The sequence below is a fragment of the Algoriphagus marincola DSM 16067 genome (genome assembly GCF_000429405.1).
GTDB classification, from domain to species: domain Bacteria; phylum Bacteroidota; class Bacteroidia; order Cytophagales; family Cyclobacteriaceae; genus Algoriphagus; species Algoriphagus marincola.
Window position 1 is genome coordinate 13,119 of sequence record NZ_AUBU01000014.1, and the last position, 22,875, is coordinate 35,993.

A 22,875-nucleotide genomic window follows, 5' to 3' on the forward strand; every position below is an offset into this window, starting at 1 on the left:
TGCGTTTTGCCTTTAAAATTTTGGACATAAAAAAACAGGATTAGAGCATGGCTTCAATCCTGTTTGTGGTAGGAGTTGGTTTAGTGAATATTATTGCTTGGGTTTGGGAGAAAGCTTAATAAAGTCATTTTCCTCAATTTCCAATAACTTGGTCACGGCTTCGTAATCACTAAAATCAATTCTCGATCCTGCAAAATCAGCTGGTACTACAATGATTCTGAATATTTGATTTTGTGTCCAGTCATCAGCGAGTAGGCTGTAATCTATCGGACCATCTAAGAATACACTGAAGTCGAATTGTGAGAAGTCGTAATTGTAAATCAGCACACCTTCTTGAAAGAATATATTTTGGGGAAGTGGGCGCCAAATAGGAGTCCCATTATTCGTCTCCCATAGAACGTAGGCAAGTACCACATCACTTTCGAAAATTTCGGGATCAAATTCGAAGATTTCTCTATAATCGTTTGCTTCCGTAAAGTCAACTTCTACTTCGAAAGCCTCGCCGACAATATTTACACCATCGAGGCCATCTAGTCCGGGAGGTCCTGGAGGGCCCATGGGACCTTCACAGGCTTGGAACGCAAAAATGCTTGCGATGCCAATGATTGCTAGTAGTCTTTTCATTTTTAGTGTGGTTTTCGTACTGTTATCAAATCTCGTAGCAGCTTAGATTATTGTAATGAAACAGACATGATCCGTGATTTGATAAAATTTTATTTGGTTTAGTTCTTAGATTTTGTCACGAAAATTTTGAAAATAGGTTTTGTTAATAAATGTAAATACCTATTCATTCTTAATCGGGGCAATTACATGTACCTCATTTTCAGAGACTATCTTATCGATAAAAAATTCTGATAGTTCAAGATTTGCTGAGTCGGCAAAAGCCAAAAGTTTTTCTTTGACTTTTTCCGGACCTGGCATTACCCATTTATTGGCTTTGATTTTGGCGAGTAAATAGCTCTTTTCAGGGAATATTCGTTCTTGGATATCATCTCCTGAAAGCAGCTGATTCAGTCCCACAAAAACTCGCATCGTGTCCAATTTGCCTGCAGGTTCTACTTCATAGATTGTATGGAGAAAACTTCCCGGTCTTAAGGATTTTTCTGCCTCAATTTTTTCGAAAACGCTTTGAAGTTCTGGGTTCTGCGGAGTGCCTACATAATAAATCCCCGAGAGCGGTTCTGGAGATCGATTTACAAGGCTGACCTCGATAGGTGTGTTTCCTCCCAAAGATGTGAATGCAATATATCCTCCTACGATGAGGAGAAATATCACCACAGCCAAGATTGCTATTCTCTTTTGCATAGATCAGAATAAATAACGGACCCCGATCCCGCCTTGGAATTTGATGTGGCCGACACGGTCCAGTAGCTCTACAAAAAGTCCTACCTCACCAAAAACCGAAATTGGTAACTCATCCAAGTAATATTCAGCTCCTCCAAATACTTCAGGACCAAAATCTATGTTGCTTCTATCCTCCGAGAATATGTTGCCGTTTCCATCTCCTACATTGTAGGTATAATTGACTTGAGTGGTACGTATCTGAACTCCCGCTCCTCCATATCCTAGCAAATAGCCCTGGGTAATGTCAAAGGCATCGGTGATATCTTCGTGATAGGCTACCCGACCATGGATAGAGGCGCCTTTACGGGTAGAATGACCGATATAGAATGCATTGGAGTTGGGTGGATTGTTTTCAAAATCCCGCTGATAGTAGCTCGGGCCATTAACTCCACCACTTCCTAGCATGACTTCCCAAGACCAATAGTCGTCAAAGAAATCTTTGTAGGTCAGTGAAAAAGGTTCGCCCAGTCTGATTCCGGCTCCCCTTTCTTGGGCTAGAGAGGCAAATGGGAGCATAAAAAGAAGCAATAGTAATTTGTTTCTCACGATGAATGATTAGTTGGTTTTGATGATTTAAGCAAATTCCAGGCTAGATTGCCATGCTTTTAAGTTGCATTTGATGCAATTGGGTGTAGTATCCTCCTTTTTCCAGAAGTTCGTCATGTCGACCTTGCTCCATGATCTCTCCTTTGTGCAAAACAATAATTTGATCAGCTTTTTGGATGGTAGAAAGTCGGTGAGCAATTACGATGGAGGTTCGGCCTTTCATCATTTTTTCGATGGATTCCTGAATCAATTCTTCAGTTTCAGTATCAACTGAGCTAGTCGCCTCATCCAGGATAATGATCTCCGGATTGTACACCATGGCTCTTACGAAGGAAATTAATTGGCGCTGACCAACCGAGAGGGTTGCTCCACGTTCCATCACATTGTAGTCTAATCCTCCGGGAAGTCGCTCGATGAATTTTCGAGCGCCAACCATTTCTGCTGCTTCCATGACTTGCTCACGGGTGATTTTTGGATTGCCAAGGGTGATATTGTAGTAAATGGTATTCGAAAAAAGAAAAACATCTTGTAGTACTACCCCAATGTGCTTGCGAAGGGTGCCCAATTCAAAATCCCGGATATCAGTCCCATCGATGGTAATGGCTCCCTTATTGATTTCATAGAAACGTGAAAGCAAATTGATGACGGAAGACTTTCCAGCTCCTGTGGCACCAACCAAAGCAACAGTTTGTCCGCTTTTTACCTCAAAATTGATGTTTTTCAAAACGTAGTCCTCATCCACATAGGCAAACCAGAGGTCCTGAAATTGGATATTTCCTTTGACTTTTTCTGGCTTGAAATCACCCTCATTTGCAATATACTCGTCACTGTCCAACAGCTTAAATATCCTAGATGAACTGACCACTCCCATTTGTAGGGTGTTGAATCGATCCGCAATCATCCGAATGGGGCGGAAGAAAAGCTGAAGGTACATGATGAAAGAGATCAATACTCCTACCTGCAATTCCATCCCTAAAACTCCAACTGCTCCGTACCAAACTACCAAGCCGATACCGATTGCTTGGATGATTTCAGCTACCGGGAAATAAATAGAATAATAAAGTACCGAGCGAATATGTGCCGTTCGGTGCTCTCGGTTGATTTCTTTGAATTTGTCAAATTCCCGCTCTTCTCGATTGAAAATTTGTACAATATTCATCCCGGTAATGTGCTCCTGAAGGAAGGAGTTGAGGTTAGATACTGCGTTTCGGACATCGTTGAAGGTGACTTTGATTTTCTCCTTGAAGATGTAAGTCGAAATAATCATCAGCGGTAAAGTACACAAGCTGACCAAGGTGAGCTTCCAGTCGATGTAAAACATCACACCCAAAATGGTCACAAGCTGTAGTAAGTCACCGATAATCGCTGCAAGGCCTTCGCTGAAAACATCTGCCAATGTTTCGATATCGGAGACGTTTCGGGTAACCAGCCTTCCAATGGGTGTATTGTCAAAAAACTTCAACTTGAGTTTCAGTAAGTGATTGAAGAGTTTGACTCGTAGGTCTCTGATAATGACCTGACCTATCCAGCCTGAATAAAAAGTATGGGCCCATTGCACGATCGCCTGCAAAATCATCAGGCCTACTAGGATATAGATCATCCGGACCAGCCCAGCACTGTCCCCAATGGCCACATAATCATCAATCGCTACCTGGATGAAATAGGGGCGAGTCGGAGCCAACAAAGCCAAGGAAATGGTCAAAAACACCAGCAGGTAAAACTGAAACTTGTAGGGCTGTACATAGCGGTACAATTGCTTCAGGACTTTGGTGTCTAAAATTTCTCCGGAAGAAGTTTTTTCTTTTTCTAAGCTCAAGATTTCTTAATCTAAATAAATGCTCTCGGGATAAATGACTTTGCACAAAAACAAACCTTTTGCGGGTGCAGCTTTACCTGCTTGTGCTCTGTCCTTGGAAGCTATGATTTTTGGCATATCCTCTGGAAGTCGCTTTCCGAGACCAATATCTACCAAAGTTCCGACAATTGCCCGTACCATCCCACGCAAAAATCGATTAGCGGTTATATGGAATAACAATTCCCCGTCTTTTTGTTCCCAATAGGCCTTCTTTATTTGACAGCGGAAGTGATTGACTTCCGTATGAACTTTGCTAAATGCCTCAAAATCCTGCTCGCCTACAAGAAAATTAGCCCCTAGATTCATTTTTTCTAAATCTGGATTGGCAAAAAGAGTCCAGGCCAACTCATCCTGAAAAGGACTTTTTTGAAATATAATTCGGTAGAAATAGGAACGTTCGATTGCATCAAAGCGGGCATTGGCATCTTTTTCTACCTCTCGAATCCGTTTAATGGCTATTTCTTTTGGTAAGATTCCATTCAGCGCTTTCAGCAATCTTTCAGACTCAAACGCCACATCGCAGTCAAAATGACAGACTTGATGACTTGCATGTACTCCTGTGTCCGTTCTCCCGCTACCCATGATGGTGGTGGGTTTTTGAAAGAAAGTGGAAAGTGCCGATTCGATTGATTCCTGGACGGAAAAGGCATTTTTCTGTATCTGCCAGCCATGAAAGGGTTTGCCATGGTAGCTTAATTCCAGAAAATAACGCTTTTTTTGACTCATACCCCGCAAAGATACAATTCCGTAAGGATTCCTGATATCAGATTTATTCAATCCTTGTGAAAGCGGGGAATTGGCCTTTTCTTTGCCAAAAAATTAATAAAATGATCCAACGCGTTCAAACCATATTTCTTTTCCTAGTAGTCATCTGTATGGGTGTTACCATCGGCTCCACCCTTTGGGTGCAAACAGAGACGGGTTCAGGGACTGATGATTCCTGGCAATTATCTGCATTTATGCTCAGTAATCTCGACTCCTCAGGCGAGGTAATTCAGGAATCATCCAAGTGGTATATTGCGACTTTGGCTGCTTTTGCAGGTCTGATGGCCTTAATTTCTATTTTTCAGTATAAAAATCGCACTCGGCAGATGCTGTTTAATATGATCAATAGCCTAGTGATGGTTGGCTTGGTTGTAGCAGTATTTCTGACGACTAATGGAATCAATTCTGCCATCAATGCTACTTCATCCGGCACTTATCAGTTGGGTTTTTGGGTAGTCTTGGCAGCGATGGTCTTCAATATGCTGGCTAATCGTTTTATCCGTAAGGATGAAGCTTTGGTCAGGTCGGTTGATCGAATTAGATAAAAAAATAAAAGAGCCAGAAACGGCTCTTTTTGTTTTTTAAGGTTCTAGAATCTGATTCTGAATCCCAATACTGGATAAAAGGTGGTTAGATTTTTTGTGCCAACTATTCCGGCCTGTACACTCATGTATCTACTCAAAGTTTGCTTATAGGTGGCTCTCATCGTAGTCCCTTCAAAAAGCTGACTGTTGGAGTTATTGAGTAAATACCCAACCTGTATGGTTTGATGTTGGTTGGCGTATAGGCTTCCCGGTTTCCAATGGTACTCGGCGTTGACAAACCAGTTGCTGTTGACCGAAAATCCAGACTCTGACTCAGGGAAATAAACAGTATTGGTGATAGAACCGCCTATTTGAAATCCGGGCAGGCTTAATGCTGCCTGAAATCCGATCTCGGGCGTAAATTTTCCCGCTGTAAAATCCAAACCTACTGGAAAGCCTAATTCAATTGAAGTGAGCCATTTCGAGTATTTTTTTTCAACATCCTTTTTTACTCGATTTAAGCTAGTTGGTGAAAAATTTTGGCATAGTCTATAAACATGAGTTTCAAAAGCAGGAAATTGGGTGGCCTGCTCCAGCAAAGGTCGAAACTCTTCCTCTAGCATTTCGGGCGTAAATTCTTCTCGATTGAAAAGAATAAGAAGCTTTCCCTCATTTGGGAAATCAAAAGCCAAGGTATCGGTGATTGGAAAGCTTCTGTCCGCCCATGCCTGGTGATTTTTTGGAAGTTTATTTTGCAGTTCTTGGGCAAAGCCGATAGAGCCAGAAAGGCATAGGAATAGCGCGATAAGTAGGAATCGTTTCATTTTGATAGTTCGTTTAGTCTAGTTTACTTTTTCGGGGTAAGTCTGATTCGGGCTTGATAATCCCGCTTCTCAGTGTTGGAGGATTCTAGCAATAGTGGGTCTTGAGCTCCAAAATTTGTTTTTACCTGAAACTTGATTTTATCAAGACCCCAGGAAATGGCGACCGAATGGTAAGTTTCGTCCTTGGTTTCAGCGATGGGATTATATTTTTCCTTTGCTTCCAGATCCATTCCTTTTACAGTCAGTTCAGTCCTGACCAAAATGGGTGGTCTAGAAGAAATCTTTGGAACAAATTCTCTTCTCCGAGATAATTGGGTAATTATTTCAGGGACTGATTCTTTTTCATTTGAATTAGAAAGGATTTGATTCTGATCTAATGGTTTTGTCTTTTGAGCAGTGTCGGTTTCTGGCACTTGTCTTTCAGTAATTGATTCAGCAATTGGCTGTTGAGGTTCAAACTGAACAGTTTCTTGCCTGACTAGGAAGAAAGCCACAAGGAATAATGCGGCAAGCGAGGCTGCAATCATGAATGTTCTCCAAGGGAAAACTCTCTTTTGTCCGTCGAGCTTTTCTTCAATCTTATCCCAAGCCAAATCAGAGGGAGCATAGGAAGGAAGTTCCTCTAGGTTTTTACTCAACTGAGAATCAAAATCTTTCTTTTGCATGATTCTTTCCCAGCTGTTGCTCTGCGGTTCGTGTTCTGGTAGATTTTTCATGCTCGTAGTAAGGTTTGAATTCGAGTTTTCAGCAGCTTCTTTGCATAGTTCAATTGGGATTTGGAAGTGCTATCTGAGATCCCGAGAAGGTTTGCCGCTTCCTTGTGAGAGTAACCTTCCACCGCTGTCAACATAAATACTGCACGAGCCCCCGGAGGTAATGCTCTGATCGCTTGATCTAGTAGTTCCCCATCAAACCAAGAATCGAATTGATTGTCTACAGGATCATGATGCTGGTCCAGCTGATCAAATTCGAACTGCCTTTTTCCAGCCTTGATGGACTTTCTTGCTGCGATCGTTTTCATCCAAGAAATCAAAGCTTCCGGATGCTTCAAGTTTCGTATTTGTTGGAAGACTTCGACATAAGTGTTCTGAAGTACATCATGCGCAAGTTCCTCATCATTCAGCATTCGAAAAGCGAGCGAATAAACCATCCTTTTTGTTAGCTCAAAGAGCTGAAATTGAGCTTTTCTCTCTTGAGAAATCACCCGCTCAATCAATTCAGAATCTAGTTGGATTTGGTTCATTTTAGCTTTTTCTAACTTTAAGAGTCAGCTCGTAGCGGAAAGGTTGGAAAGGCTCTAAGAAAAAATATTAAATACTGTGTGTCTTTTCTCCTGTTTTCATTCCAAATGGTTTTCTTAAATTTCCAGAAATACCTAGATATGAAATTCGAAACGCGCGCCATCCATAAAGGTAACCATGTGACTGATAATTCTGGCTCCGTGGTACAGCCAATTACCCTTAGTACCACTTTTGAGCATGGAAATGAAGCCGGTTTACTTTACACCAGAGCTGGTAATCCCAATAGAATCTCCCTTGAAGAATTGATTGCCTCCCTAGAGCAGGGAGCTGATGCCGCGGCCTTTTCCTCTGGAAATGCTGCCGGAACTGCCGTGTTTCAGGCACTCGAGCCTGGCTCACATATCATCGCACCGGATGATATGTATCATGGTCTACATAATTCCATGACCAAGCTTTTCAAGGGAATTCACACAGTCAGTTTTGTAGATATGAGCGATCTGGAAGCTATCAAAGTTGCGCTTCAACCGAATACAAGACTTATTTGGGTGGAGACTCCTTCTAACCCATTGTTGAAGATCAGTGATATCCGAAGAATTGCAGAAATCGCTCATGAGCATCAAGCGATTTTGGCTTGTGATAATACTTTTGCGACTCCTGTTTTCCAAAATCCACTCTTGCTTGGAGCAGATATCGTCATGCATAGTAGTACCAAGTATTTTGGAGGGCATAGTGATATCCTTGGAGGAGCTTTGGTGACCAAAGAGCAAAATGATTTTTGGATAAAAATCAGAACCATTCAACGAGTAGGAGGGGCTGTACCTTCTGCCAGTGACTGTTACTGGTTGGCTCGGAGCATTCGATCCTTGGCCTACCGGATGAAAGGACATGCCGAGCATGCAATGGTATTGGCGGATTACTTTCTGGTAAATCCGATAGTGGAAAAAGTTTTCTATCCAGGCCTAAAAAGTCACCCCGGACATGAGATAGCCGCTTCTCAAATGAGCGGTTTTGGAGGGGTAGTTTCCTTTCAGGTCAAAGGAGGTGCTGAGGCTGCGGATAAATTGATTTCCGAGTTAAAACTCTTTGCAAACGCAACAAGCTTAGGTGGAATAGAGAGTCTTATCGAACGAAGAGCAGCGGTGGAGGGGCCTGATACCCTCACGCCTCCGAATTTGATCCGGGTTTCAGTTGGCTTGGAGCATACAGACGATCTGTTGGAGGATTTAGATCAGGCTTTTTCTAAAATTAATTGAATCGACTTAATCTAATTCATAGAGTTTTTTAATTATAAAATAATTATTTCAAGAATTTTCTTAACTTTTAATTGATTTTGGACAATGTTCTACTGATATGCCAGCACAACCTTTGGAGTTGATTTTGGGTCGACAATTCATTGATACGATTTCCTTACCTGCTTTTCTTGTTGATACGGAAGGGAATTTATTGTTTTACAATGAATCGGCCGAGACTGTTTTTGGGTTGAAATTTGGTGAGACAGGAGGAATGCGGGTAGAAGAATGGGCTACCATTTTTACTCCATACAATGAAAAAGGAGAACTCATCTCCCCTGAAGGTCTTCCGCTTGTGCAAACACTTCAAACCAAAAAACCTACTTCTGGTAGCTTCTTTATTAAGAATATGCAGGGGAGAGATGAACATATTCAAGTCACCGCATTTCCCATTATCGCAAGACCTGACCGCTTTCTAGGAGCAATGGCAATCTTTTGGACCCTTGATGAATGATGAAAGTCAAAATCTGGGGTTGTCGTGGTTCCCTTCCTGCGCCAGGTCCAGAGAATAATTTTTACGGAGGGAATACATCCTGTGTGCAGGTTTCGGATGGAGAGACTTGTTTGGTTTTAGATGCAGGATCAGGTATTCAGCGATTAGGGAGGTTTTTAGATCAAGATGTTCGGCAGATTCATATTTTTCTTACCCATTTACATATTGATCATACTATGGGGCTAGGTTTCTTTCTGCCTTTGTACAATCCAAACGTCGAGGTGCATTTATGGGGACCAAGTACCTCTGATACTCCACTTCTCCAAAGACTTCGAAAATACTTTTCACCGCCGCTTTTCCCAGTGAGATTGGGAGATTTACCCAATCATCCCATTATTCACGAGCTTTCTGACGACCAAATCCAAATTGGGAGTTTTGCTATTCATTCAGAATTTGTCTGTCATCCAGGGCCTACTTTAGGTTTTAGAATCAGTCATGGGGATACTGTCTTGGCTTACATTCCTGACCATGAGGTTCGATTGGGGTCAAACGATTTTCCGAATGATCCAGAATGGACCAGTGGGTATGAAATTGCCAAAAAAGCAGACTTGTTGCTTCATGACGGTGCCTACACCATAGCTGAGTATGAGGAGAAAGCTGGCTGGGGGCATAGTGCTGTTCAGGATACCATTGAGTTTGCAAGCATGTGTAATGTGAAGCATTTGGGGATTTTTCATCATGAACCCAACAATACAGACTCCCGGTTGGATGAGATTCTCGCTGAAAGGCTAGCTGGGAAGGAACTCGATTTTTCGGTCGAGATGTGTCGTGAGGGTGCTGAGTATATTTTTGGTACTTGAGCTTTTGTACCTTATTGATGGAGTTTTAAGTTGGTTTTTACTCTTGATTTCTTCTTTTTGCAAGAGAAATCTATTACCACAAGAATATGAAATCGAGCCTGACTACCGGCAGGCATGACTACAAAGTCACACACTGGAATGTATATATTTTGCGACCTGCCTTCTGCAGGCAGGGATTCTCCCGAATCAAGTTCGGGACAAGCTATGTGACAATTAAAAAGGAAATTATAAACACATGAAAAAGGTATTGATTACGACCGGCGGTGGAGACTGTCCGGGACTGAATGCAGTGATCCGAGGAATCACCAAAAGAGCAGCAAAGACTGGTGAATGGCAGGTTTGGGGAAGTTTTGAGGCTTTCAACGGGCTGATGGAAGATCCTCCGAGGTTGATGCAGCTAAATGAATCCAATACCGCTGGAATCCATGTGCAAGGTGGCACTCTAATCGGTACTACCAACAAAGGCAACCCAATGCGATTTCCGGTCAAAAAAGCAGATGGAACGATTGAAATTGAGAATCGTCTCCCTGTATTGATTCAGAAAATCAAAAATCAAGGGTTTGATGCTGTAATTAATATTGGAGGGGATGGTTCACAGGAAATTTCCCAAGCGCTATTTGAGCAAGGCATACCAGTAGTAGGCGTGCCAAAGACGATTGATAATGACCTGTCTTCCACGGATTTTACTTTTGGTTTTCAGACAGCAGTTCAGGTGGCTTCAGATTCATTGGACAGGTTGGTCACTACCGCAGCAAGTCATCATCGGGTGATGATTATGGAAGTGATGGGTCGAAATGCTGGTTGGATTGCTCTCTACACAGCACTTTCCGGAGGAGCTGAAATTTGCCTCATACCGGAGATTCCGTACGACTTAGAAAAGGTAATTGATCGAATCAAGTCCCGCTATGATGATGGACGTGGATTTGTCAATATTGTCATCGCTGAAGGCGCGTATGCCAAAGATGGGACGATTACCTCCACGAAAGGTGAGGAGGGACGGCAGGCAGTAAAATTAGGTGGAGTTGCTTTTACACTCAGCCAGCAGCTCAAAGATGCGGGCTTGGAAGCAGATATCCGTGAGACGATTCTTGGGCATATCCAGCGTGGAGGCACTCCAGTTGCTTTTGACAGAGTGATAGCCTCTGTTTTTGGAGTGAAAGCGATGGAATTGGTTTTGGATGGAAAATTCGGTCAATTGGTCGTGCTTCGAAATAATGACTTTTCCTCAGCTCCGATCAAGGAAGCGATTAGTACCTACAATGTGGTAGATCCATCCGGTACTTTGGTTCATGCAGCCAAAGGAATGGGGATGTGTTTTGGGGATTAGAATATTCAGGTTTAGTTTTATTTTGATCTAGCTGGTTTTAAGGAAAATGACTCCAGAATTCAGATGAGTAAAAATTTTATCAAAGTTTTGATTAATGTTCGAATAAGGTGAAAAGTGCCGTTTAAGCGAAATCTGATTCTGAGGATTAATCTTTTATTGCTTAGTTAGTTAGGGATTATGATGTCAAATGTTGCTCCTTTATTTTTCCCATCACTAGATCCCTTTAGAGATCCAGAATGTCTTTCGATTATTCTACGACTCAAATAAAGGCCTATTCCTGTACTTTCTTCTCCTTGAGTTCCCAGTCTTCCCATATCTGTAAAGCGTCTAAAAAGTCTCTCAGAGTTTTCAGTAGAAAAGCCAATTCCAAAATCCCTTACTTTGATTTTAAGATGGTTAGGTTCTTGTTCGGCAGAGATTTCGATTATTTGTTCTGAATTGGAAAATTTGGATGCATTGTGAATCAAATTCTGCAGGACCTGACCAAAAAGTTCCTTGTCAACTTTGATTTTAAGTTGATCTGAAATATTGATGTTTACTTGTAATCGCTTTTGTTTGATGATATCAGCAAGTGTTTCTAGCTTTTGAGTTATGAGATTTTTAAGTAAGACTATTTCTTTTTGATCCTCCCCGATTTCAATTTCTTCACGTTCAAGCTGCTTTAAAAGATGTCCAAGTAGGTTAATCTGCTTTTTGCTTTCCTTCTCAATCATTTTTAGGTATTCATCAATTTCGGATTCTTGATTTTCACTAATTGCCAATGCGATCAGGCCTAGGTTTCGATTGATAGGAGATCTCAAATCATGGGAAATTAATTCAATCATATCATTTTTTGCCTGAACCAATTCATCCATGGTCACCAATGTATTTTGGACTTTCTGCATCAGGACTCCCGCTTCATCTTTATACCCACTAGGAAGGCTGGGGAGTTTTCTTGATTCTATATAGTTCTCCAAGGCCTCCTTACTTAGAATCAAAGGAGCCAAAAGTTGATTTAATAGGTAGAGTGTGATTCCTGTGGCGATAAGAGTGAAGATCAAGATCCAAAAAATAATCTGTCCTTGAGTAAGTTCAACATGATTGCCTAAGAGACTATAAATAATGATTCCGATTAGGGGGATATGGATTCCCAAAAAAGCTATGAACAAAAACTTATAGCTGTATTTGGAAAGTTTACTGATCCTAGAAAGTAAATGATAGACGTACATGGTTAGAATGGGTATTTGGTTCGGTTGAGTTTAATTATAAGGATTTTTGTATGGAAAAGTAAAGAAAGTCCCCTATTATGGATAAAGCTTCCTGGGCTTTTGGAAAGAAGGGAGTTTCCTTAATTACAACATTAAAGAACGATCAAAACCGAATTTCCGTGGACTTATTTGATAGTTTTCTGACTTTTAGAAAAATCGAATAGATTCTGCGAAAAAGTCCTCAGAAAATATTAATACCCTTTGCCATCAATCCAGCTAATAATGGAATGCAAGCAAGTAGGATCAGTTCGGCATTTAAGGACCATCGAACCATGCGGGGGATTTCGACTTGATCCTCTGACTCACCTTTTCCTTGCTTGATGAAAAAAACTGTCGGGTAAATTGAAATCAGGCCGATCAATACAAACAGGCCAAGCTTAAGGTGGAAGGTTGGATTTTCGCTGTAGAACGCAGTTGGTTTTCCATATCCACCAAGCCAAAGCGTCAGACCTACGCCTAGCAGAATCAGGGCAGAAATGCCATAGACTGCATCAATTTGGCCTAGTAGACGAATCTCTTTTTTCTCTAAAGAACTCTTCAAAAGAAAAAACTCAGCAATCAAAGTTCCTGAAAGGGTGATGACGGAGATGAAGTGGAGGTAGCGGAGCAGGATTTCCATCAGGGTTAGTCCGGTGTAATTTAATTCTCTTGATACCAATTTCTCAATCTTACATCTACTCCAGGGGCAGTCGAATTGACAAGAGATCTAAACTTCTCAACATCTGCCAGACCTCCTGTACCCCGATAATGGTAAGGATAAACGACTTTGGGCTTAAAGTCCGATACGGCACTAGCAGCCTGATCCACATCCATGGTGTAAGGAAGGTTCATGCATACAAAGGCAACATCGATCCCTTCCAAAGCTCTCATTTCGGGAATATCCTCTGTATCTCCTGAGAAATAGAATTTTTTGCCATCTAGCTCTACAATATAGCCATTGCCTCGTCCTTTTGGATGGCGGCTATCGGCTGTCTCTGGTAGATTGTACATGGGAATAGCCTCCACATTATGTCCCAAAATGCTTTTCATCTCTCCATTCCCGATCACTACGATACTTTTATATTTCTCAGCAGGAAGTTGCGCTGCGACTGCCTGAGGGGCAACTATAGTAGCTTGAGAAAGATCTAGACCATCGAGGGTTTCCTGATTGAGGTGATCACCATGGATATCTGTGATCAATACCAGATCGGCGGGACCAAAAGACTCAAATCGCTCCGCTCCACCATAAGGATCAACGAAGATGGTCAGATCATTATATTCAAGAGCCAACGAACCATGCAAAATTGGGTTGATTTCTACTTGGGAGCGATCAGTTTTGACGATATCTTGACCTTGTGCGAAAAATGAAAAAACTACTAAAAACAGTGTGAGAGCTTTCTTTATCATTTCAATTTTGGATTTAAAGTGAGGTTTCATGGCTTATTTTCTACTAAATGTTCAACCTCACTAAAGATACAAAGTTTAATTGTTATCTAATTTTCAGTGCATATCTTGACTAAGTCACTTTTTGGACTTGATTCCATCACTTCTATAGTTATGTCCTGAAAAGTATAAATATCACCTTTGACCAAAGGAGCATCTTGAAGGAATTCATATTCACTTTCAAAACCCGGTCTTACTTTAATAGGGCCACTGCCTCCTGGAAGAGCCGTGTTGACGAGATAGACTAAAGCGCCTTCTTTTGTTTTTATATCAAAACCAATTTTTCTCCGGCTTTCTATCATTAATGCGCTTGTGCTATCTATTGGGATCACTGCCGCCTTTATTCCTCCCGGATTTTCAATAGCTTCCAACTTGATGGTCGCTTCCCCATTTTCATGACAATAGATTTGATCATCATCAATCCAACCAAGAACCCAGCGCTCAAAGGCAAAATGGCCCGGCGCATTCCCTGCTTGAGTACCCATTATGCCATACGTTCCCACCGATTTAAGAAAGTTTTCACCTTCAAAATCATAAAGGTCAGGTAAACCAAAAGTATGTCCTATTTCATGTGCTAGCCAAAGTCCTCCCCAGTAGTTCAAATCATAGCCCGAAGTGATGCCTACTGACATATTTGCTCCGGGAGCTTTAATATGCCAATTGGGATCCAAAGTTTTAAAAACAGGACCCACTGCTATAGCTTTTGCTTTGGGGTTTGACATGACTAATACAATGTCTGTATCACCAAAGTCAATCTCATCTTTTGCCAAATCCACCGCTTCTTGGATGAAATCCCGGTGAGGTTCAAACTCATAGATTGCAGTCCCATAATAAGTGGAAGGCCTGCTCAATCGCAACCATTTGTGATATGGTACCAGATTCAATTCTATTCGGCCGTATGAAACCTCCTTGAAAAACTCAGGCGCAATAGGGTTAATTACTGAAAAAAGGCTATCTGTACTTGTAGAAGAGGGGAAATCATCAAAATCCGCAAAGAGAACTGTCATGGTTACCTTTCCCGTGGAGGGGGCTAATCCTTCTACCTTTGGAAAGCCGAGGGCAATAGCTCCATCCACGACTCTAGGCAGTTTGCAATTCTGCTTTTCAATTTGACTTTGTTCTTCCGCTAAATTGGATTTGTTGACATTTGCGCAGCTTGAGAAATAAATGACGATTAAAATCAAATAGATCATTAGCTTATTTATTGAGATTTTTTTTATGTCGGATTTCATATTTTTTCGTTTGATGATGTGAAAAATCAAGCTAAAAACTGATTCAGATAAGTGATTTTCGAGATCAGAGATTGATTCTTGTCTGGACTTTGCATGAGGCTACTTTGGGGGCTGCATTCTGGGTAAGTATGCCACTGACTGGGGCTAAGATCAAAAACAGAACTAGTGCAAGGTGAAATTTGAGATTTTTATTCCAGAGCTTTCCTGGTTTCTAGAAAAACCTTTTCATCTACGACCATTCCTTCCCATTCTTGGTAGAAAATCAGATTGTGAAGTTGCTCAGCTTTTTGGGTGATTTGATCTTTGAATTGCTGATAGGCATCATAATCCGTACCTGCGAGGTGACTGAGGCGATGGTGGAAGAAAGACACCGGATTGACAGGAAACCAAGCCCTGGAAAGGGAAACTTTTTCAGATTGGACAGAGTCGAGCTTATGGGTTACTTCGCTAAGGTATTCGCGATAGGCCATCATGTAGATTCCTTCCAAGGCTCTTTCTGTTCGGAGACTATCAGGCAGGCTTCGGTCTAATTCTGGATGTTTTTGTAAAATTTCTTTTTTGGTAGTTTCAAACTCCTGCTCATAGATTTCTGTTCTTCCGCTTCGCTTGGCATCGATCATTTCCAGTGACAGTGTATTGGGAAACTGCAGGGCTAGGGCCAGCTGTACCGCTCCGGGGATGAGTAGTGCAAAAAGAATCCAAGCCAAGAAGAAAATCAAAGCCTGCCCGGTTTGATGAAGTCGGAATTCGGAAAGGAAAAACATTAAAACCAACCAAAAGAAAAGGTAAAGGCCAGCCCAAAAGCCCATGGTGCCGATTTCTGCAACCGAAGCTTTCATTTCTCCCATGAACCAGCCGATCAGGAGAAGCAGACCCAGAAGGATCAAAAAGAAGCTAGCCAAAGCGACAAATCGCTGGATTTTCCATTTCTTTTCGTTTCCTAGGATGCCAATTAGCTTGTAAAGCTGCACCTCCCGCTCAAAGCTCCCAATCCGCATGGCACATGCAATTAGCACTAAAGGAAGGAGATAAATCCATATCAGGCCAAAGTCCAGGCTACCGATGGAAATCCGTTCTGGATTGCTGATTTCTGGGGCTAGGTCATGATCGTAGGGTGAACTGAACACCGAAACTCGTTTGAAAAATGGGAAAGACTCAGCCTGGCCCACAGAAAAAACCATCAGAGGGCTTGGTTTCAATCCTACCAAAGGTTGCAAATAAATCAAATAGGCATAAAATGGCGTGCGGATATTCAGCCAAGGGCGATCATCTGGACTTACCTTTCCGGCTTGATACAGCTCTAATGCTTCTGCTATTTGGGTTTCTGACTCGGAATGTAGACGTTCCAAAACCTCCTTTTGATGGGAATAAACCTGTTTTCCCTTATACAAGCCATAGACCGAGGCTAGGAAAAATATCAAGATGATACTTTTTAGAAAAGGGGAAGAGAGAATGTTTTTCCACTCCCAGCGAATTGTTTGGTGTAGCTTCATAGCGCAGAGATTTTAGGTTTTACCTTCGCCAGTCCGATTCCGAGTAGTCCTATCCAAGCTAATAATAGAAGTAAGGAGGGCATTTGTTGGCTTATAAGGGAAAGAAAAGGAGGCTCAGCATACTGAAAGTCCGCGATGGAATTGAAAAATTCCTGATCCTCCTTGTGTCCCCAGTCACCGGTTCGGGACCCTCCGTAGGCATGGCGCTCATTGAGCGTGCGGATAAAAACTCTTCGGTAGGACTCGGCCTCTTGTAGGAAATCCACCTGGTGAAAATTGTCCGTGCCTGCCGCACCCATGCTCAGACTTTGCAGATTGCCAAAAGGATTGGGCAGGGAAGCCCATTGTACCAGGCTTTTTTGCTTTTGCATCTGCTGGTAAAGCTCTCCGAAATGCTTGTCCCATACCCGGTTGCCAAACTCTTCATCTGCCTGCATCAGCAGTCCGTCAAAATTGATGGGGAGTTCTTCTTTAGAACTGACGCCATAAGCTTGGAGTACACTGTCTTCCAGGGATTTCAGAGCTTCTTCTTCTGGATTATGCCCGTCCAAAAGCGCACTTCTGTCTTCTTTCATGCCTGCGGAAAATTCCACCCTATCCGGTAAGGGATAGAGTAAGGCGGCTACAGAATAGGTGACTTTTGGGTAAAAAACCACCCAAACGATCCAAATTCCAAGCAACCAGGAGAGAGCTGTGTAGGATTTTTCAGTTTTGGAACTCAGCCAAAGGGCCAAGGCGATGACTATCCAATAAAATAAGCCATACCCGATAGCCAATAGTAATGCTCTTCCCAGAAGGTGAGTCGAAAAGCCCAGTAAGCTTATTTGAATCCCCAAAGTGATCAGTACAAACAGCATCCCCGGAATCCACAGACTCCAAAGTTTTCCGAAGAGAATCTTGGAATAAGAAACTCCCTGCACCAGCAAAATCCTAACTCGATCGGCATCCCGCTCGCCTCGGACGGATTGGAAGGCAAAAAGCAAGAGCAAAAGTGGCAGGATGATCTGAAGAATCAATGCAGGTCGGAGCTTGCCAAATCGGGAAAGAATGTCTCCCTGAGCCGCATCACTCTGCACCAGTTCGTTTTGCCGGTGGCCTTCCAAGTAAAGTGTTCGACCGACATAGCCATTCACACCTTCGTCAAAAGCCGTGAGTGCGTGATTTTTCTTGAAAACATAGGTTCCGTAGTGTGCAGCAGAGTGCGGATTGCTCGGCCCCATGGATTCCCATTGTTGACGGAGATGGGTCTTGGCTTCTGTCTCCATCCGGGCTACTACCCGATACTCCTCCAGACCAGCCCAAGCAGTGAATCCAAGGGCTGCTGCCAGTACGAGTAAGACAAAAACCATCCCTGGCATTCGGAGGAGGTTTTTCCATTCGGTGGATAGGATTGATTTCATCTTTTTATAATTTGTTTTTTAGAGGTCATATAGCCTATCCTGAGAATCGGCAGAATTCCTGCTCGCGGTAGGTAGGTCGAATGAATTCCCCGATCCATAGGCATATACAATTGTATGTTGCTTTCGACATGCCTGTCTGCTTCAGAAAGGCTCGATTTCATGGCTATACGACGATTCCTTGATAGATAAGTTCCAGGTCATTGGCAGTGACCTCGCTGGCTTTGACAATTTTTTTCAGTTCTCCATTCTTGAAAATTCCCACCCGGTCGGCCGTCTCTTTTACCCGGAAAAGATCATGGGACACCATCAAGACAGTAGCTCCCTGCGCAGCCACTTTTCGGACGAGTTGGGATAATTCTGCACTGGAAAGCGGGTCCAATCCACTAGCTGGTTCATCCAAAAGCAGGAGTTTTGCCTTCTTGGAATAGGCGATAGCCACCCCGACCTTTTGGCGCATACCTTTGGAGTAGGTAGATATGGGCGAGTCATGGGCTTTCTCCTGAAGCCCCGCTTCCAAAAGAAGATTCTTAAGTTGCTCATCGCTGTATTGGATTCCGGCTAATTGAGAGAAGTAGGCGAGGTTTTCTTTCCCGGAAAGATGAGGGTAGAGTTGTACATTTTCAGGAATAAAGGCCAATCGCTTTCTGACCTCTCCAAGATCTTTGGCTACATCAATCCCATCTACAAGGATGCTACCTTGATCGGCTTTTTCAAAACCCAAAATCAGATTTAATGTGGTCGTCTTCCCGGCTCCATTGGGCCCAAGAAGTGCGAAAACTTCTCCTTCTGGAATGGAAAGAGACAGCCCATCCACAGCAGTTTGCTGTTTAAATTTTTTGGTTACTCCTTGAATTTCAAGCATAAATGAGTAGATATGAAGTGAAAGTGCAATAAAGTTGCAAAAAAAATATTAAACAGAGGGAAAGTTATTGTTAAAAATTGCAACTTTGTTGCAAAACATTAATGAAAATCATTTTAAACATATTGGTCTCAGTGCTTCTGTTGTTTGGAGGCATAGGTTTTCAATTCCAAACTCAACCTAAAGAGGACCTATGGAGCATGTTTCAACGTGTTCCTTTCAAAGAAAAGCTAAACCGTGATTTTGGGATGTATTTCTTCTATCCTGAATTTACTGAGGAACTGAAAGCTTTAAAAGGTAAAGAGGTGGTATTGAGGGGATTCTATATTCCTCTGGACCTTATCGACTCCCAAATGCTGGTATTGTCCAAGTACCCTATGGCAGAATGTTTCTTTTGTGGAGCAGCAGGACCTGAATCTGTTGCCGTGGTCTATTTGCAATCAAAAGTTCCTCGAATGAAGGTCGATGAAATCGTGGAGGTCAGAGGGATTTTAGAGCTAAATGCCACAGATGTGGAAGAAATGACCTTCATTATCCAAAATGCTACTATTATCTGATTGACTATGAAAAAACTACCCGTAACTGTACTGAGCGGATTCTTGGGAGCTGGAAAAACCACTTTACTTAACCATGTTTTGAATAATAAAGAAGGGTTGAAAGTAGCCGTAATCGTCAACGATATGGGTGAAATCAATGTGGATGCACAAGTCATTCAGCAGGGAAATACCCTTTCCCGAACTGAGGAAAAACTGGTAGAAATGAGCAATGGTTGCATTTGCTGCACACTACGGGAGGATTTGATGGAGGAAGTAGGCAAGCTTGCCCGTGAGGGGCGTTTTGACTACTTGTTGATTGAAAGTTCTGGAATATCTGAACCCTTGCCAGTGGCGCAAACTTTCACCTTTGTGGATGAGGAAGGTAAGGCGATCTTGGGAGACGTAAGTCAATTGGACACTTTGGTGACAGTCGTGGATGCTTTTAACTTTCCGAAGGATTTTGGCAGTGGAGATACCGTTTGGACTCGACAGATGAACGATGACCCTGAAGATCAACGGTCCATTGTCAATCTACTGACCGATCAGATCGAATTTGCCAACGTGATTTTGCTGAACAAGTGTGATTTGGTGCCAAAGGAACAAGCCGAAGAGCTCGAGGCCATAATCCGGAAACTCAATCCCAATGCTCAGGTCATCCGAACTGAAAGGGGGCAGGTTGGACTGAATCAAATCCTCAATACCGGCTTGTATGACGAGGCCCAGGAGGCATCCTCAGCGGCCTGGATGGATGAATTGGAAAAAGAACATACTCCCGAAACGGAGGAATACGGGATCAGTAGCTTTGTTTTTCGGGACAAAAGACCTTTTCACCCTCAGCGATTTTGGAACTACATTCAGTCAGACTGGCCGGCGTCGATTATCCGAAGCAAAGGCTTATTTTACATCGGTTCCCGGATGAATGAGGCCATTTCCTGGTCTCAGGCTGGAGGTAGTCTCAAAGCCGAACCTGCAGGAGTTTGGTGGGCATCTATGCCTTTTCAAAAGCGGATTCGCTATGCATCTTATTTGGATAATCAGGAATGGATCGAGTCGAGATGGGATAAGCGCTTTGGTGATCGAATGAATGAGTTGGTCCTCATCGGTCAATACCCGGAAGTAGGGAAAATCACTTTTGAGTTAACTGTCTGTTTGATGACCGAGAGAGAATTGGATTTGCTTGAAAAGGGTGCCAAAATTAAAGATCCCTGGCCTTTTTGAAACCAAAAAGTTTTAGAGAAATAGTACTTGCTTTTTAGCATGTGATTTTTTCCAAAAAGAGAAAAAACTGACGCTTTACTATCTTGTAGAAAATCCATTAAATGATGATTTTCACCATAGTATTGAATTTACCGCTATTTCTTGCAGATTGGTTTTTTGTCATTTTTCATTCGGTACTTATCCTTTTTAATCTTTTTGGTTGGGTATGGAGAAAAACCAGAAAAGCCCACCTCATTACGATTAGCCTCACGCTACTCTCATGGGGTTTTCTGGGGATTTGGTACGGTTGGGGTTATTGTCCGCTGACTGACTGGCACTGGCAAGTATTGGAAAAGATGGGGACTGAAGGACTGCCCAATTCTTATATCAGCTACCTTTTGGAACGACTTCTAAACTGGCAGCCCAAACAAGAGTGGGTGGATATGGGTACCCTAGCATTTACCCTTTTGGCATTTGGGATGTCGATTTGGGTGAATTTTAGGAAAAAGATATCTACAGCAAAGATTTCTGAATGATAAAAGTTTGTGCAGAATGAATCAGGGCTGTTGTATGACTCTTTTACAAATCAATTCTGATTTCGACTTTTGTAGTGATTGATCATGTCTTTTACATAATCTCTATAGCACCTGATTGGACACTCTTTCAGGAAATCTTCGAATAATTGGGTTTTTTCTTCTCCTGAAATATCCTTTTTCAGAATGATCTTACCCATCCGGATATTCCATTCTCTATTGGTTTTGGCTAAATAATCAATCATTTCAAGCGAATCCAGGTCTATGGCTTCAAAGCCCAAACTTTCAACAACAAAATCAATTTTAGCCTTGAATCTTGGATCAAATGCCCATCCGGTATCTTGACATAGCTTTTGGTACTCTTCCAAAAAATCTAAAGTATCGAACCCTTTATCTGGATTTCCTTCAGAAAGTAAATTTTGCTCCAAGTGAGAGAATGCCGCGTTGAAATTTCCAAGTAGCCGATTTGTCCGGATAAGGAGGAGGATGTAAAGGTGTTTTCCTGCGGTATCCTTTGGGACATCTAGCTCATTGATTTCTTCTAGGAGGGGTAGAGCCTTTTTAAACTCCTCTTGCTGAAAATAAATATATGCGAGTTGGGTCTTTGTCTTGTACTCGACTAGCTCAAGGGGATAGTCTGCTTTGACAGTTTCAATATAATCCAACGTGAATTGGACTTTGGTTTCCGTATCTGCATCGCGAAGCTCTCGATGAAGTTTTAGGACAAATTCCTTCGAGAAAAATTCGTTGGGGTGGGGCATAAATTGTTTTTATTTTACTGATTCCAGTCCACGGTCACGACCATCCTCATATCCTTTTCGCATGGCTTCTTTGGCTTCCTCCCAGTTCAATGCAGTATCCAAGACTATAAAGGTAAATAGGCCTAGGATAAAGGCTATGATTTCTCTTTTGGTTATTTTTTTCATAGTGGGAATAGAGTGTTTATTCTTTGAATTTTTGAAAATAATTTAAGTCCACGTCATAGACTGTTTTTGGCTTAAGGCCTAATTTTACCATTTCAAACATTTGAATTAGTTTTTTTCCGTCCACCAATTCAATGGGAGGAGCTCCATCTCGGGATGCCTCTTTTTCAGCATCGCGAGAAAAAGTCCCAGTTGTTAGGATAATTCCCTTTTCTGCTCGGCCTAACATTGCATTTCGAAAATCGCCAACTTGTGCTCTAGAGACAGATCCTTCATATCGTTTGCATTGGAAAATCACTTTAAAACTCACAAAAGGGTTTAACTCTAAAACCCCAAATCCATCAATTCCCCCATCATGAGATTTTCCGGTGACTTCCACATTCTCAAAGCCATGTTCTCTCAATAGCTCTTTGCAAACATTTTCAAACCCAAAGGGAGAGAGGGATTTTAGGACGGAAAGAAGGTTGTTTTCAGCAGTTACTTCCGCTGTCTCAGGTTCTTCTTCCTCTTGGTCTTCAATAATCTCTTTTTTCGATTTTTCTTTTCTAATTTTTTGATTGATATCTACCCATTTGAGGAATGTCTGCCGTGATTCAACCGGTGTCAAATGCGTGTTTTTGCCTTTTTCTGTAAGTTTCCAAGTTCCTCTTTCAGTAGAGTCTAAAAGTCCTTCCCAAATGAGATATTGTCTAGCCCAAGCTACCTGATTGTGAAACCTATTCCCTCCTGACTTTAATGTCTCATCTAAAAAATCATCTTCTAACGCAAGATTTTGGGCTATCCTTTCAGACACTTCTCGAGGTTTACCGGAATATCCGAGTTCTCTAAGTGCGTCTAATAATGGTCCAAACCATTGTACGAATTCAGCCTGACCTTTTCTTTTTTTCATGTGTTTATAATTTGATTTTCAAAGGCCACATAGCTTGTCCCGAACTTGATTCGGGAGAATCTCGCAGTTATAATCATCCCTCTGTGTGACGGGTACGTCATGCTCGATTTCATCTACATCAATTTAAATCAGCTTG

At 42.1% G+C, this 22,875-nt stretch carries 26 protein-coding genes; 8 read left to right on the forward strand and 18 right to left on the reverse strand.

Annotated features, from left to right (window positions below; all coding sequences use genetic code 11):
* Positions 1 to 90 precede the first annotated feature (90 nt).
* From G457_RS0112985 to truA, 5 genes are all read right to left on the reverse strand, one after another.
* On the reverse strand, positions 91 to 624 hold the full coding sequence (locus tag G457_RS0112985; protein ID WP_026946867.1) for a hypothetical protein: 534 nt from the start codon (positions 622 to 624) through the stop codon (positions 91 to 93).
* 159 nt (positions 625 to 783) lie between these two features.
* Positions 784 to 1,305, reverse strand: coding sequence for a hypothetical protein (locus tag G457_RS0112990; RefSeq protein WP_051260823.1), 522 nt, complete (start codon positions 1,303 to 1,305; stop codon positions 784 to 786).
* 3 nt (positions 1,306 to 1,308) lie between these two features.
* A complete protein-coding gene (locus G457_RS0112995; RefSeq protein WP_026946869.1) occupies positions 1,309 to 1,890 on the reverse strand; it encodes a hypothetical protein in 582 nt (193 codons plus the stop codon).
* Between the two features lie 43 nt (positions 1,891 to 1,933).
* A complete protein-coding gene (locus tag G457_RS0113000) occupies positions 1,934 to 3,706 on the reverse strand; it encodes an ABC transporter ATP-binding protein (RefSeq protein WP_026946870.1) in 1,773 nt (590 codons plus the stop codon).
* Between the two features lie 6 nt (positions 3,707 to 3,712).
* The gene (truA, locus tag G457_RS0113005; protein WP_026946871.1) at positions 3,713 to 4,471 is read right to left on the reverse strand and encodes a tRNA pseudouridine(38-40) synthase TruA; all 759 of its coding nucleotides are present in this window, start codon (positions 4,469 to 4,471) and stop codon (positions 3,713 to 3,715) included.
* A gap of 101 nt (positions 4,472 to 4,572) precedes the next feature.
* Between truA and G457_RS0113010 the strand changes: the two genes are divergently transcribed.
* Positions 4,573 to 5,055, forward strand: coding sequence for a DUF4293 domain-containing protein (locus tag G457_RS0113010; protein WP_026946872.1), 483 nt, complete (start codon positions 4,573 to 4,575; stop codon positions 5,053 to 5,055).
* A 44-nt stretch (positions 5,056 to 5,099) separates the two neighbouring features.
* Here G457_RS0113010 and G457_RS0113015 read toward each other — a convergent pair whose 3' ends face one another.
* The 3 genes from G457_RS0113015 to G457_RS0113025 are packed head-to-tail and all read right to left on the reverse strand — an operon-like array spanning position 5,100 to position 7,101.
* A complete protein-coding gene (locus G457_RS0113015) occupies positions 5,100 to 5,858 on the reverse strand; it encodes a hypothetical protein (protein WP_026946873.1) in 759 nt (252 codons plus the stop codon).
* 23 nt (positions 5,859 to 5,881) lie between these two features.
* Entirely contained in the window at positions 5,882 to 6,574 is a 693-nt protein-coding gene (locus G457_RS0113020) for a hypothetical protein (RefSeq protein ID WP_026946874.1), read from the reverse strand.
* Positions 6,571 to 7,101, reverse strand: a complete 531-nt coding sequence (locus G457_RS0113025) for an RNA polymerase sigma factor (RefSeq protein ID WP_026946875.1) — start codon at positions 7,099 to 7,101, stop codon at positions 6,571 to 6,573. Before G457_RS0113025 ends, G457_RS0113020 begins: the two co-directional genes overlap by 4 nt.
* Positions 7,102 to 7,239: 138 nt before the next feature.
* Between G457_RS0113025 and G457_RS0113030 the strand changes: the two genes are divergently transcribed.
* From G457_RS0113030 to G457_RS0113045, 4 genes are all read left to right on the forward strand, one after another.
* Positions 7,240 to 8,352 carry a trans-sulfuration enzyme family protein gene (locus G457_RS0113030; protein ID WP_026946876.1) on the forward strand — a complete coding sequence of 371 codons (1,113 nt, stop codon included), beginning with the start codon at positions 7,240 to 7,242 and terminating at the stop codon, positions 8,350 to 8,352.
* A 97-nt stretch (positions 8,353 to 8,449) separates the two neighbouring features.
* Entirely contained in the window at positions 8,450 to 8,842 is a 393-nt protein-coding gene (locus tag G457_RS0113035; RefSeq protein ID WP_026946877.1) for a PAS domain-containing protein, read from the forward strand.
* A complete protein-coding gene (locus G457_RS0113040) occupies positions 8,839 to 9,681 on the forward strand; it encodes an MBL fold metallo-hydrolase (RefSeq protein WP_155847154.1) in 843 nt (280 codons plus the stop codon). The genes G457_RS0113035 and G457_RS0113040 overlap by 4 nt, the downstream gene beginning before the upstream one ends.
* A 235-nt stretch (positions 9,682 to 9,916) precedes the next feature.
* Positions 9,917 to 11,008, forward strand: a complete 1,092-nt coding sequence (locus G457_RS0113045) for a 6-phosphofructokinase (RefSeq protein ID WP_026946879.1) — start codon at positions 9,917 to 9,919, stop codon at positions 11,006 to 11,008.
* A gap of 164 nt (positions 11,009 to 11,172) precedes the next feature.
* Here the strand turns inward: G457_RS0113045 and G457_RS0113050 are convergent, their stop codons facing one another.
* From G457_RS0113050 to G457_RS0113085, 7 genes are all read right to left on the reverse strand, one after another.
* A complete protein-coding gene (locus G457_RS0113050; protein ID WP_026946880.1) occupies positions 11,173 to 12,216 on the reverse strand; it encodes a sensor histidine kinase in 1,044 nt (347 codons plus the stop codon).
* 220 nt (positions 12,217 to 12,436) lie between these two features.
* Positions 12,437 to 12,874, reverse strand: a complete 438-nt coding sequence (locus G457_RS0113060; RefSeq protein WP_051260827.1) for a DUF2214 family protein — start codon at positions 12,872 to 12,874, stop codon at positions 12,437 to 12,439.
* Positions 12,875 to 12,894: 20 nt separating this feature from the next.
* Positions 12,895 to 13,641 (reverse strand): MBL fold metallo-hydrolase, encoded by a 747-nt coding sequence (locus tag G457_RS0113065; RefSeq protein WP_026946882.1) that lies wholly within the window; start codon positions 13,639 to 13,641, stop codon positions 12,895 to 12,897.
* 86 nt (positions 13,642 to 13,727) lie between these two features.
* Positions 13,728 to 14,909, reverse strand: a complete 1,182-nt coding sequence (locus G457_RS0113070) for a metallopeptidase domain-containing protein (protein WP_026946883.1) — start codon at positions 14,907 to 14,909, stop codon at positions 13,728 to 13,730.
* 188 nt (positions 14,910 to 15,097) lie between these two features.
* Positions 15,098 to 16,402, reverse strand: a complete 1,305-nt coding sequence (locus G457_RS0113075) for a DUF3526 domain-containing protein (RefSeq protein WP_026946884.1) — start codon at positions 16,400 to 16,402, stop codon at positions 15,098 to 15,100.
* Complete coding sequence (locus G457_RS0113080) at positions 16,399 to 17,802, reverse strand: DUF3526 domain-containing protein (RefSeq protein ID WP_026946885.1); 1,404 nt, start codon at positions 17,800 to 17,802, stop codon at positions 16,399 to 16,401. The genes G457_RS0113075 and G457_RS0113080 overlap by 4 nt, the downstream gene beginning before the upstream one ends.
* A 163-nt stretch (positions 17,803 to 17,965) precedes the next feature.
* Positions 17,966 to 18,664, reverse strand: a complete 699-nt coding sequence (locus G457_RS0113085) for an ABC transporter ATP-binding protein (RefSeq protein ID WP_026946886.1) — start codon at positions 18,662 to 18,664, stop codon at positions 17,966 to 17,968.
* A 101-nt stretch (positions 18,665 to 18,765) separates the two neighbouring features.
* Between G457_RS0113085 and G457_RS0113090 the strand changes: the two genes are divergently transcribed.
* From G457_RS0113090 to G457_RS0113100, 3 genes are all read left to right on the forward strand, one after another.
* On the forward strand, positions 18,766 to 19,218 hold the full coding sequence (locus G457_RS0113090) for a hypothetical protein (protein WP_246628920.1): 453 nt from the start codon (positions 18,766 to 18,768) through the stop codon (positions 19,216 to 19,218).
* Positions 19,219 to 19,224: 6 nt separating this feature from the next.
* Complete coding sequence (locus G457_RS0113095; RefSeq protein ID WP_035483881.1) at positions 19,225 to 20,415, forward strand: GTP-binding protein; 1,191 nt, start codon at positions 19,225 to 19,227, stop codon at positions 20,413 to 20,415.
* A 101-nt stretch (positions 20,416 to 20,516) separates the two neighbouring features.
* On the forward strand, positions 20,517 to 20,930 hold the full coding sequence (locus tag G457_RS0113100; RefSeq protein WP_026946889.1) for a DUF2784 domain-containing protein: 414 nt from the start codon (positions 20,517 to 20,519) through the stop codon (positions 20,928 to 20,930).
* A 50-nt stretch (positions 20,931 to 20,980) separates the two neighbouring features.
* Here the strand turns inward: G457_RS0113100 and G457_RS0113105 are convergent, their stop codons facing one another.
* The 3 genes from G457_RS0113105 to G457_RS0113115 are packed head-to-tail and all read right to left on the reverse strand — an operon-like array spanning position 20,981 to position 22,739.
* A complete protein-coding gene (locus tag G457_RS0113105; protein WP_026946890.1) occupies positions 20,981 to 21,688 on the reverse strand; it encodes a tetratricopeptide repeat protein in 708 nt (235 codons plus the stop codon).
* A gap of 9 nt (positions 21,689 to 21,697) precedes the next feature.
* Positions 21,698 to 21,853 (reverse strand): hypothetical protein, encoded by a 156-nt coding sequence (locus G457_RS22815; protein WP_155847155.1) that lies wholly within the window; start codon positions 21,851 to 21,853, stop codon positions 21,698 to 21,700.
* A 16-nt stretch (positions 21,854 to 21,869) separates the two neighbouring features.
* A complete protein-coding gene (locus G457_RS0113115; RefSeq protein ID WP_026946891.1) occupies positions 21,870 to 22,739 on the reverse strand; it encodes a restriction endonuclease in 870 nt (289 codons plus the stop codon).
* Between the last annotated feature and the right edge of the window lie 136 nt (positions 22,740 to 22,875).

Coding starts and splice junctions, on each gene's coding strand:
- G457_RS0112985 (WP_026946867.1), bottom strand. CDS start 624: ATGAAAAGACTACTAGCAATCATTGGCATCGCAAGCATTTTTGCGTTC.
- G457_RS0112990 (WP_051260823.1), bottom strand. CDS start 1,305: ATGCAAAAGAGAATAGCAATCTTGGCTGTGGTGATATTTCTCCTCATC.
- truA (WP_026946871.1), bottom strand. CDS start 4,471: ATGAGTCAAAAAAAGCGTTATTTTCTGGAATTAAGCTACCATGGCAAA.
- G457_RS0113010 (WP_026946872.1), top strand. CDS start 4,573: ATGATCCAACGCGTTCAAACCATATTTCTTTTCCTAGTAGTCATCTGT.
- G457_RS0113015 (WP_026946873.1), bottom strand. CDS start 5,858: ATGAAACGATTCCTACTTATCGCGCTATTCCTATGCCTTTCTGGCTCT.
- G457_RS0113020 (WP_026946874.1), bottom strand. CDS start 6,574: ATGAAAAATCTACCAGAACACGAACCGCAGAGCAACAGCTGGGAAAGA.
- G457_RS0113025 (WP_026946875.1), bottom strand. CDS start 7,101: ATGAACCAAATCCAACTAGATTCTGAATTGATTGAGCGGGTGATTTCT.
- G457_RS0113030 (WP_026946876.1), top strand. CDS start 7,240: ATGAAATTCGAAACGCGCGCCATCCATAAAGGTAACCATGTGACTGAT.
- G457_RS0113035 (WP_026946877.1), top strand. CDS start 8,450: ATGCCAGCACAACCTTTGGAGTTGATTTTGGGTCGACAATTCATTGAT.
- G457_RS0113040 (WP_155847154.1), top strand. CDS start 8,839: ATGATGAAAGTCAAAATCTGGGGTTGTCGTGGTTCCCTTCCTGCGCCA.
- G457_RS0113045 (WP_026946879.1), top strand. CDS start 9,917: ATGAAAAAGGTATTGATTACGACCGGCGGTGGAGACTGTCCGGGACTG.
- G457_RS0113050 (WP_026946880.1), bottom strand. CDS start 12,216: ATGTACGTCTATCATTTACTTTCTAGGATCAGTAAACTTTCCAAATAC.
- G457_RS0113060 (WP_051260827.1), bottom strand. CDS start 12,874: ATGGAAATCCTGCTCCGCTACCTCCACTTCATCTCCGTCATCACCCTT.
- G457_RS0113065 (WP_026946882.1), bottom strand. CDS start 13,641: ATGATAAAGAAAGCTCTCACACTGTTTTTAGTAGTTTTTTCATTTTTC.
- G457_RS0113070 (WP_026946883.1), bottom strand. CDS start 14,909: ATGAAATCCGACATAAAAAAAATCTCAATAAATAAGCTAATGATCTAT.
- G457_RS0113075 (WP_026946884.1), bottom strand. CDS start 16,402: ATGAAGCTACACCAAACAATTCGCTGGGAGTGGAAAAACATTCTCTCT.
- G457_RS0113080 (WP_026946885.1), bottom strand. CDS start 17,802: ATGAAATCAATCCTATCCACCGAATGGAAAAACCTCCTCCGAATGCCA.
- G457_RS0113085 (WP_026946886.1), bottom strand. CDS start 18,664: ATGCTTGAAATTCAAGGAGTAACCAAAAAATTTAAACAGCAAACTGCT.
- G457_RS0113090 (WP_246628920.1), top strand. CDS start 18,766: ATGAAAATCATTTTAAACATATTGGTCTCAGTGCTTCTGTTGTTTGGA.
- G457_RS0113095 (WP_035483881.1), top strand. CDS start 19,225: ATGAAAAAACTACCCGTAACTGTACTGAGCGGATTCTTGGGAGCTGGA.
- G457_RS0113100 (WP_026946889.1), top strand. CDS start 20,517: ATGATGATTTTCACCATAGTATTGAATTTACCGCTATTTCTTGCAGAT.
- G457_RS0113105 (WP_026946890.1), bottom strand. CDS start 21,688: ATGCCCCACCCCAACGAATTTTTCTCGAAGGAATTTGTCCTAAAACTT.
- G457_RS22815 (WP_155847155.1), bottom strand. CDS start 21,853: ATGAAAAAAATAACCAAAAGAGAAATCATAGCCTTTATCCTAGGCCTA.
- G457_RS0113115 (WP_026946891.1), bottom strand. CDS start 22,739: ATGAAAAAAAGAAAAGGTCAGGCTGAATTCGTACAATGGTTTGGACCA.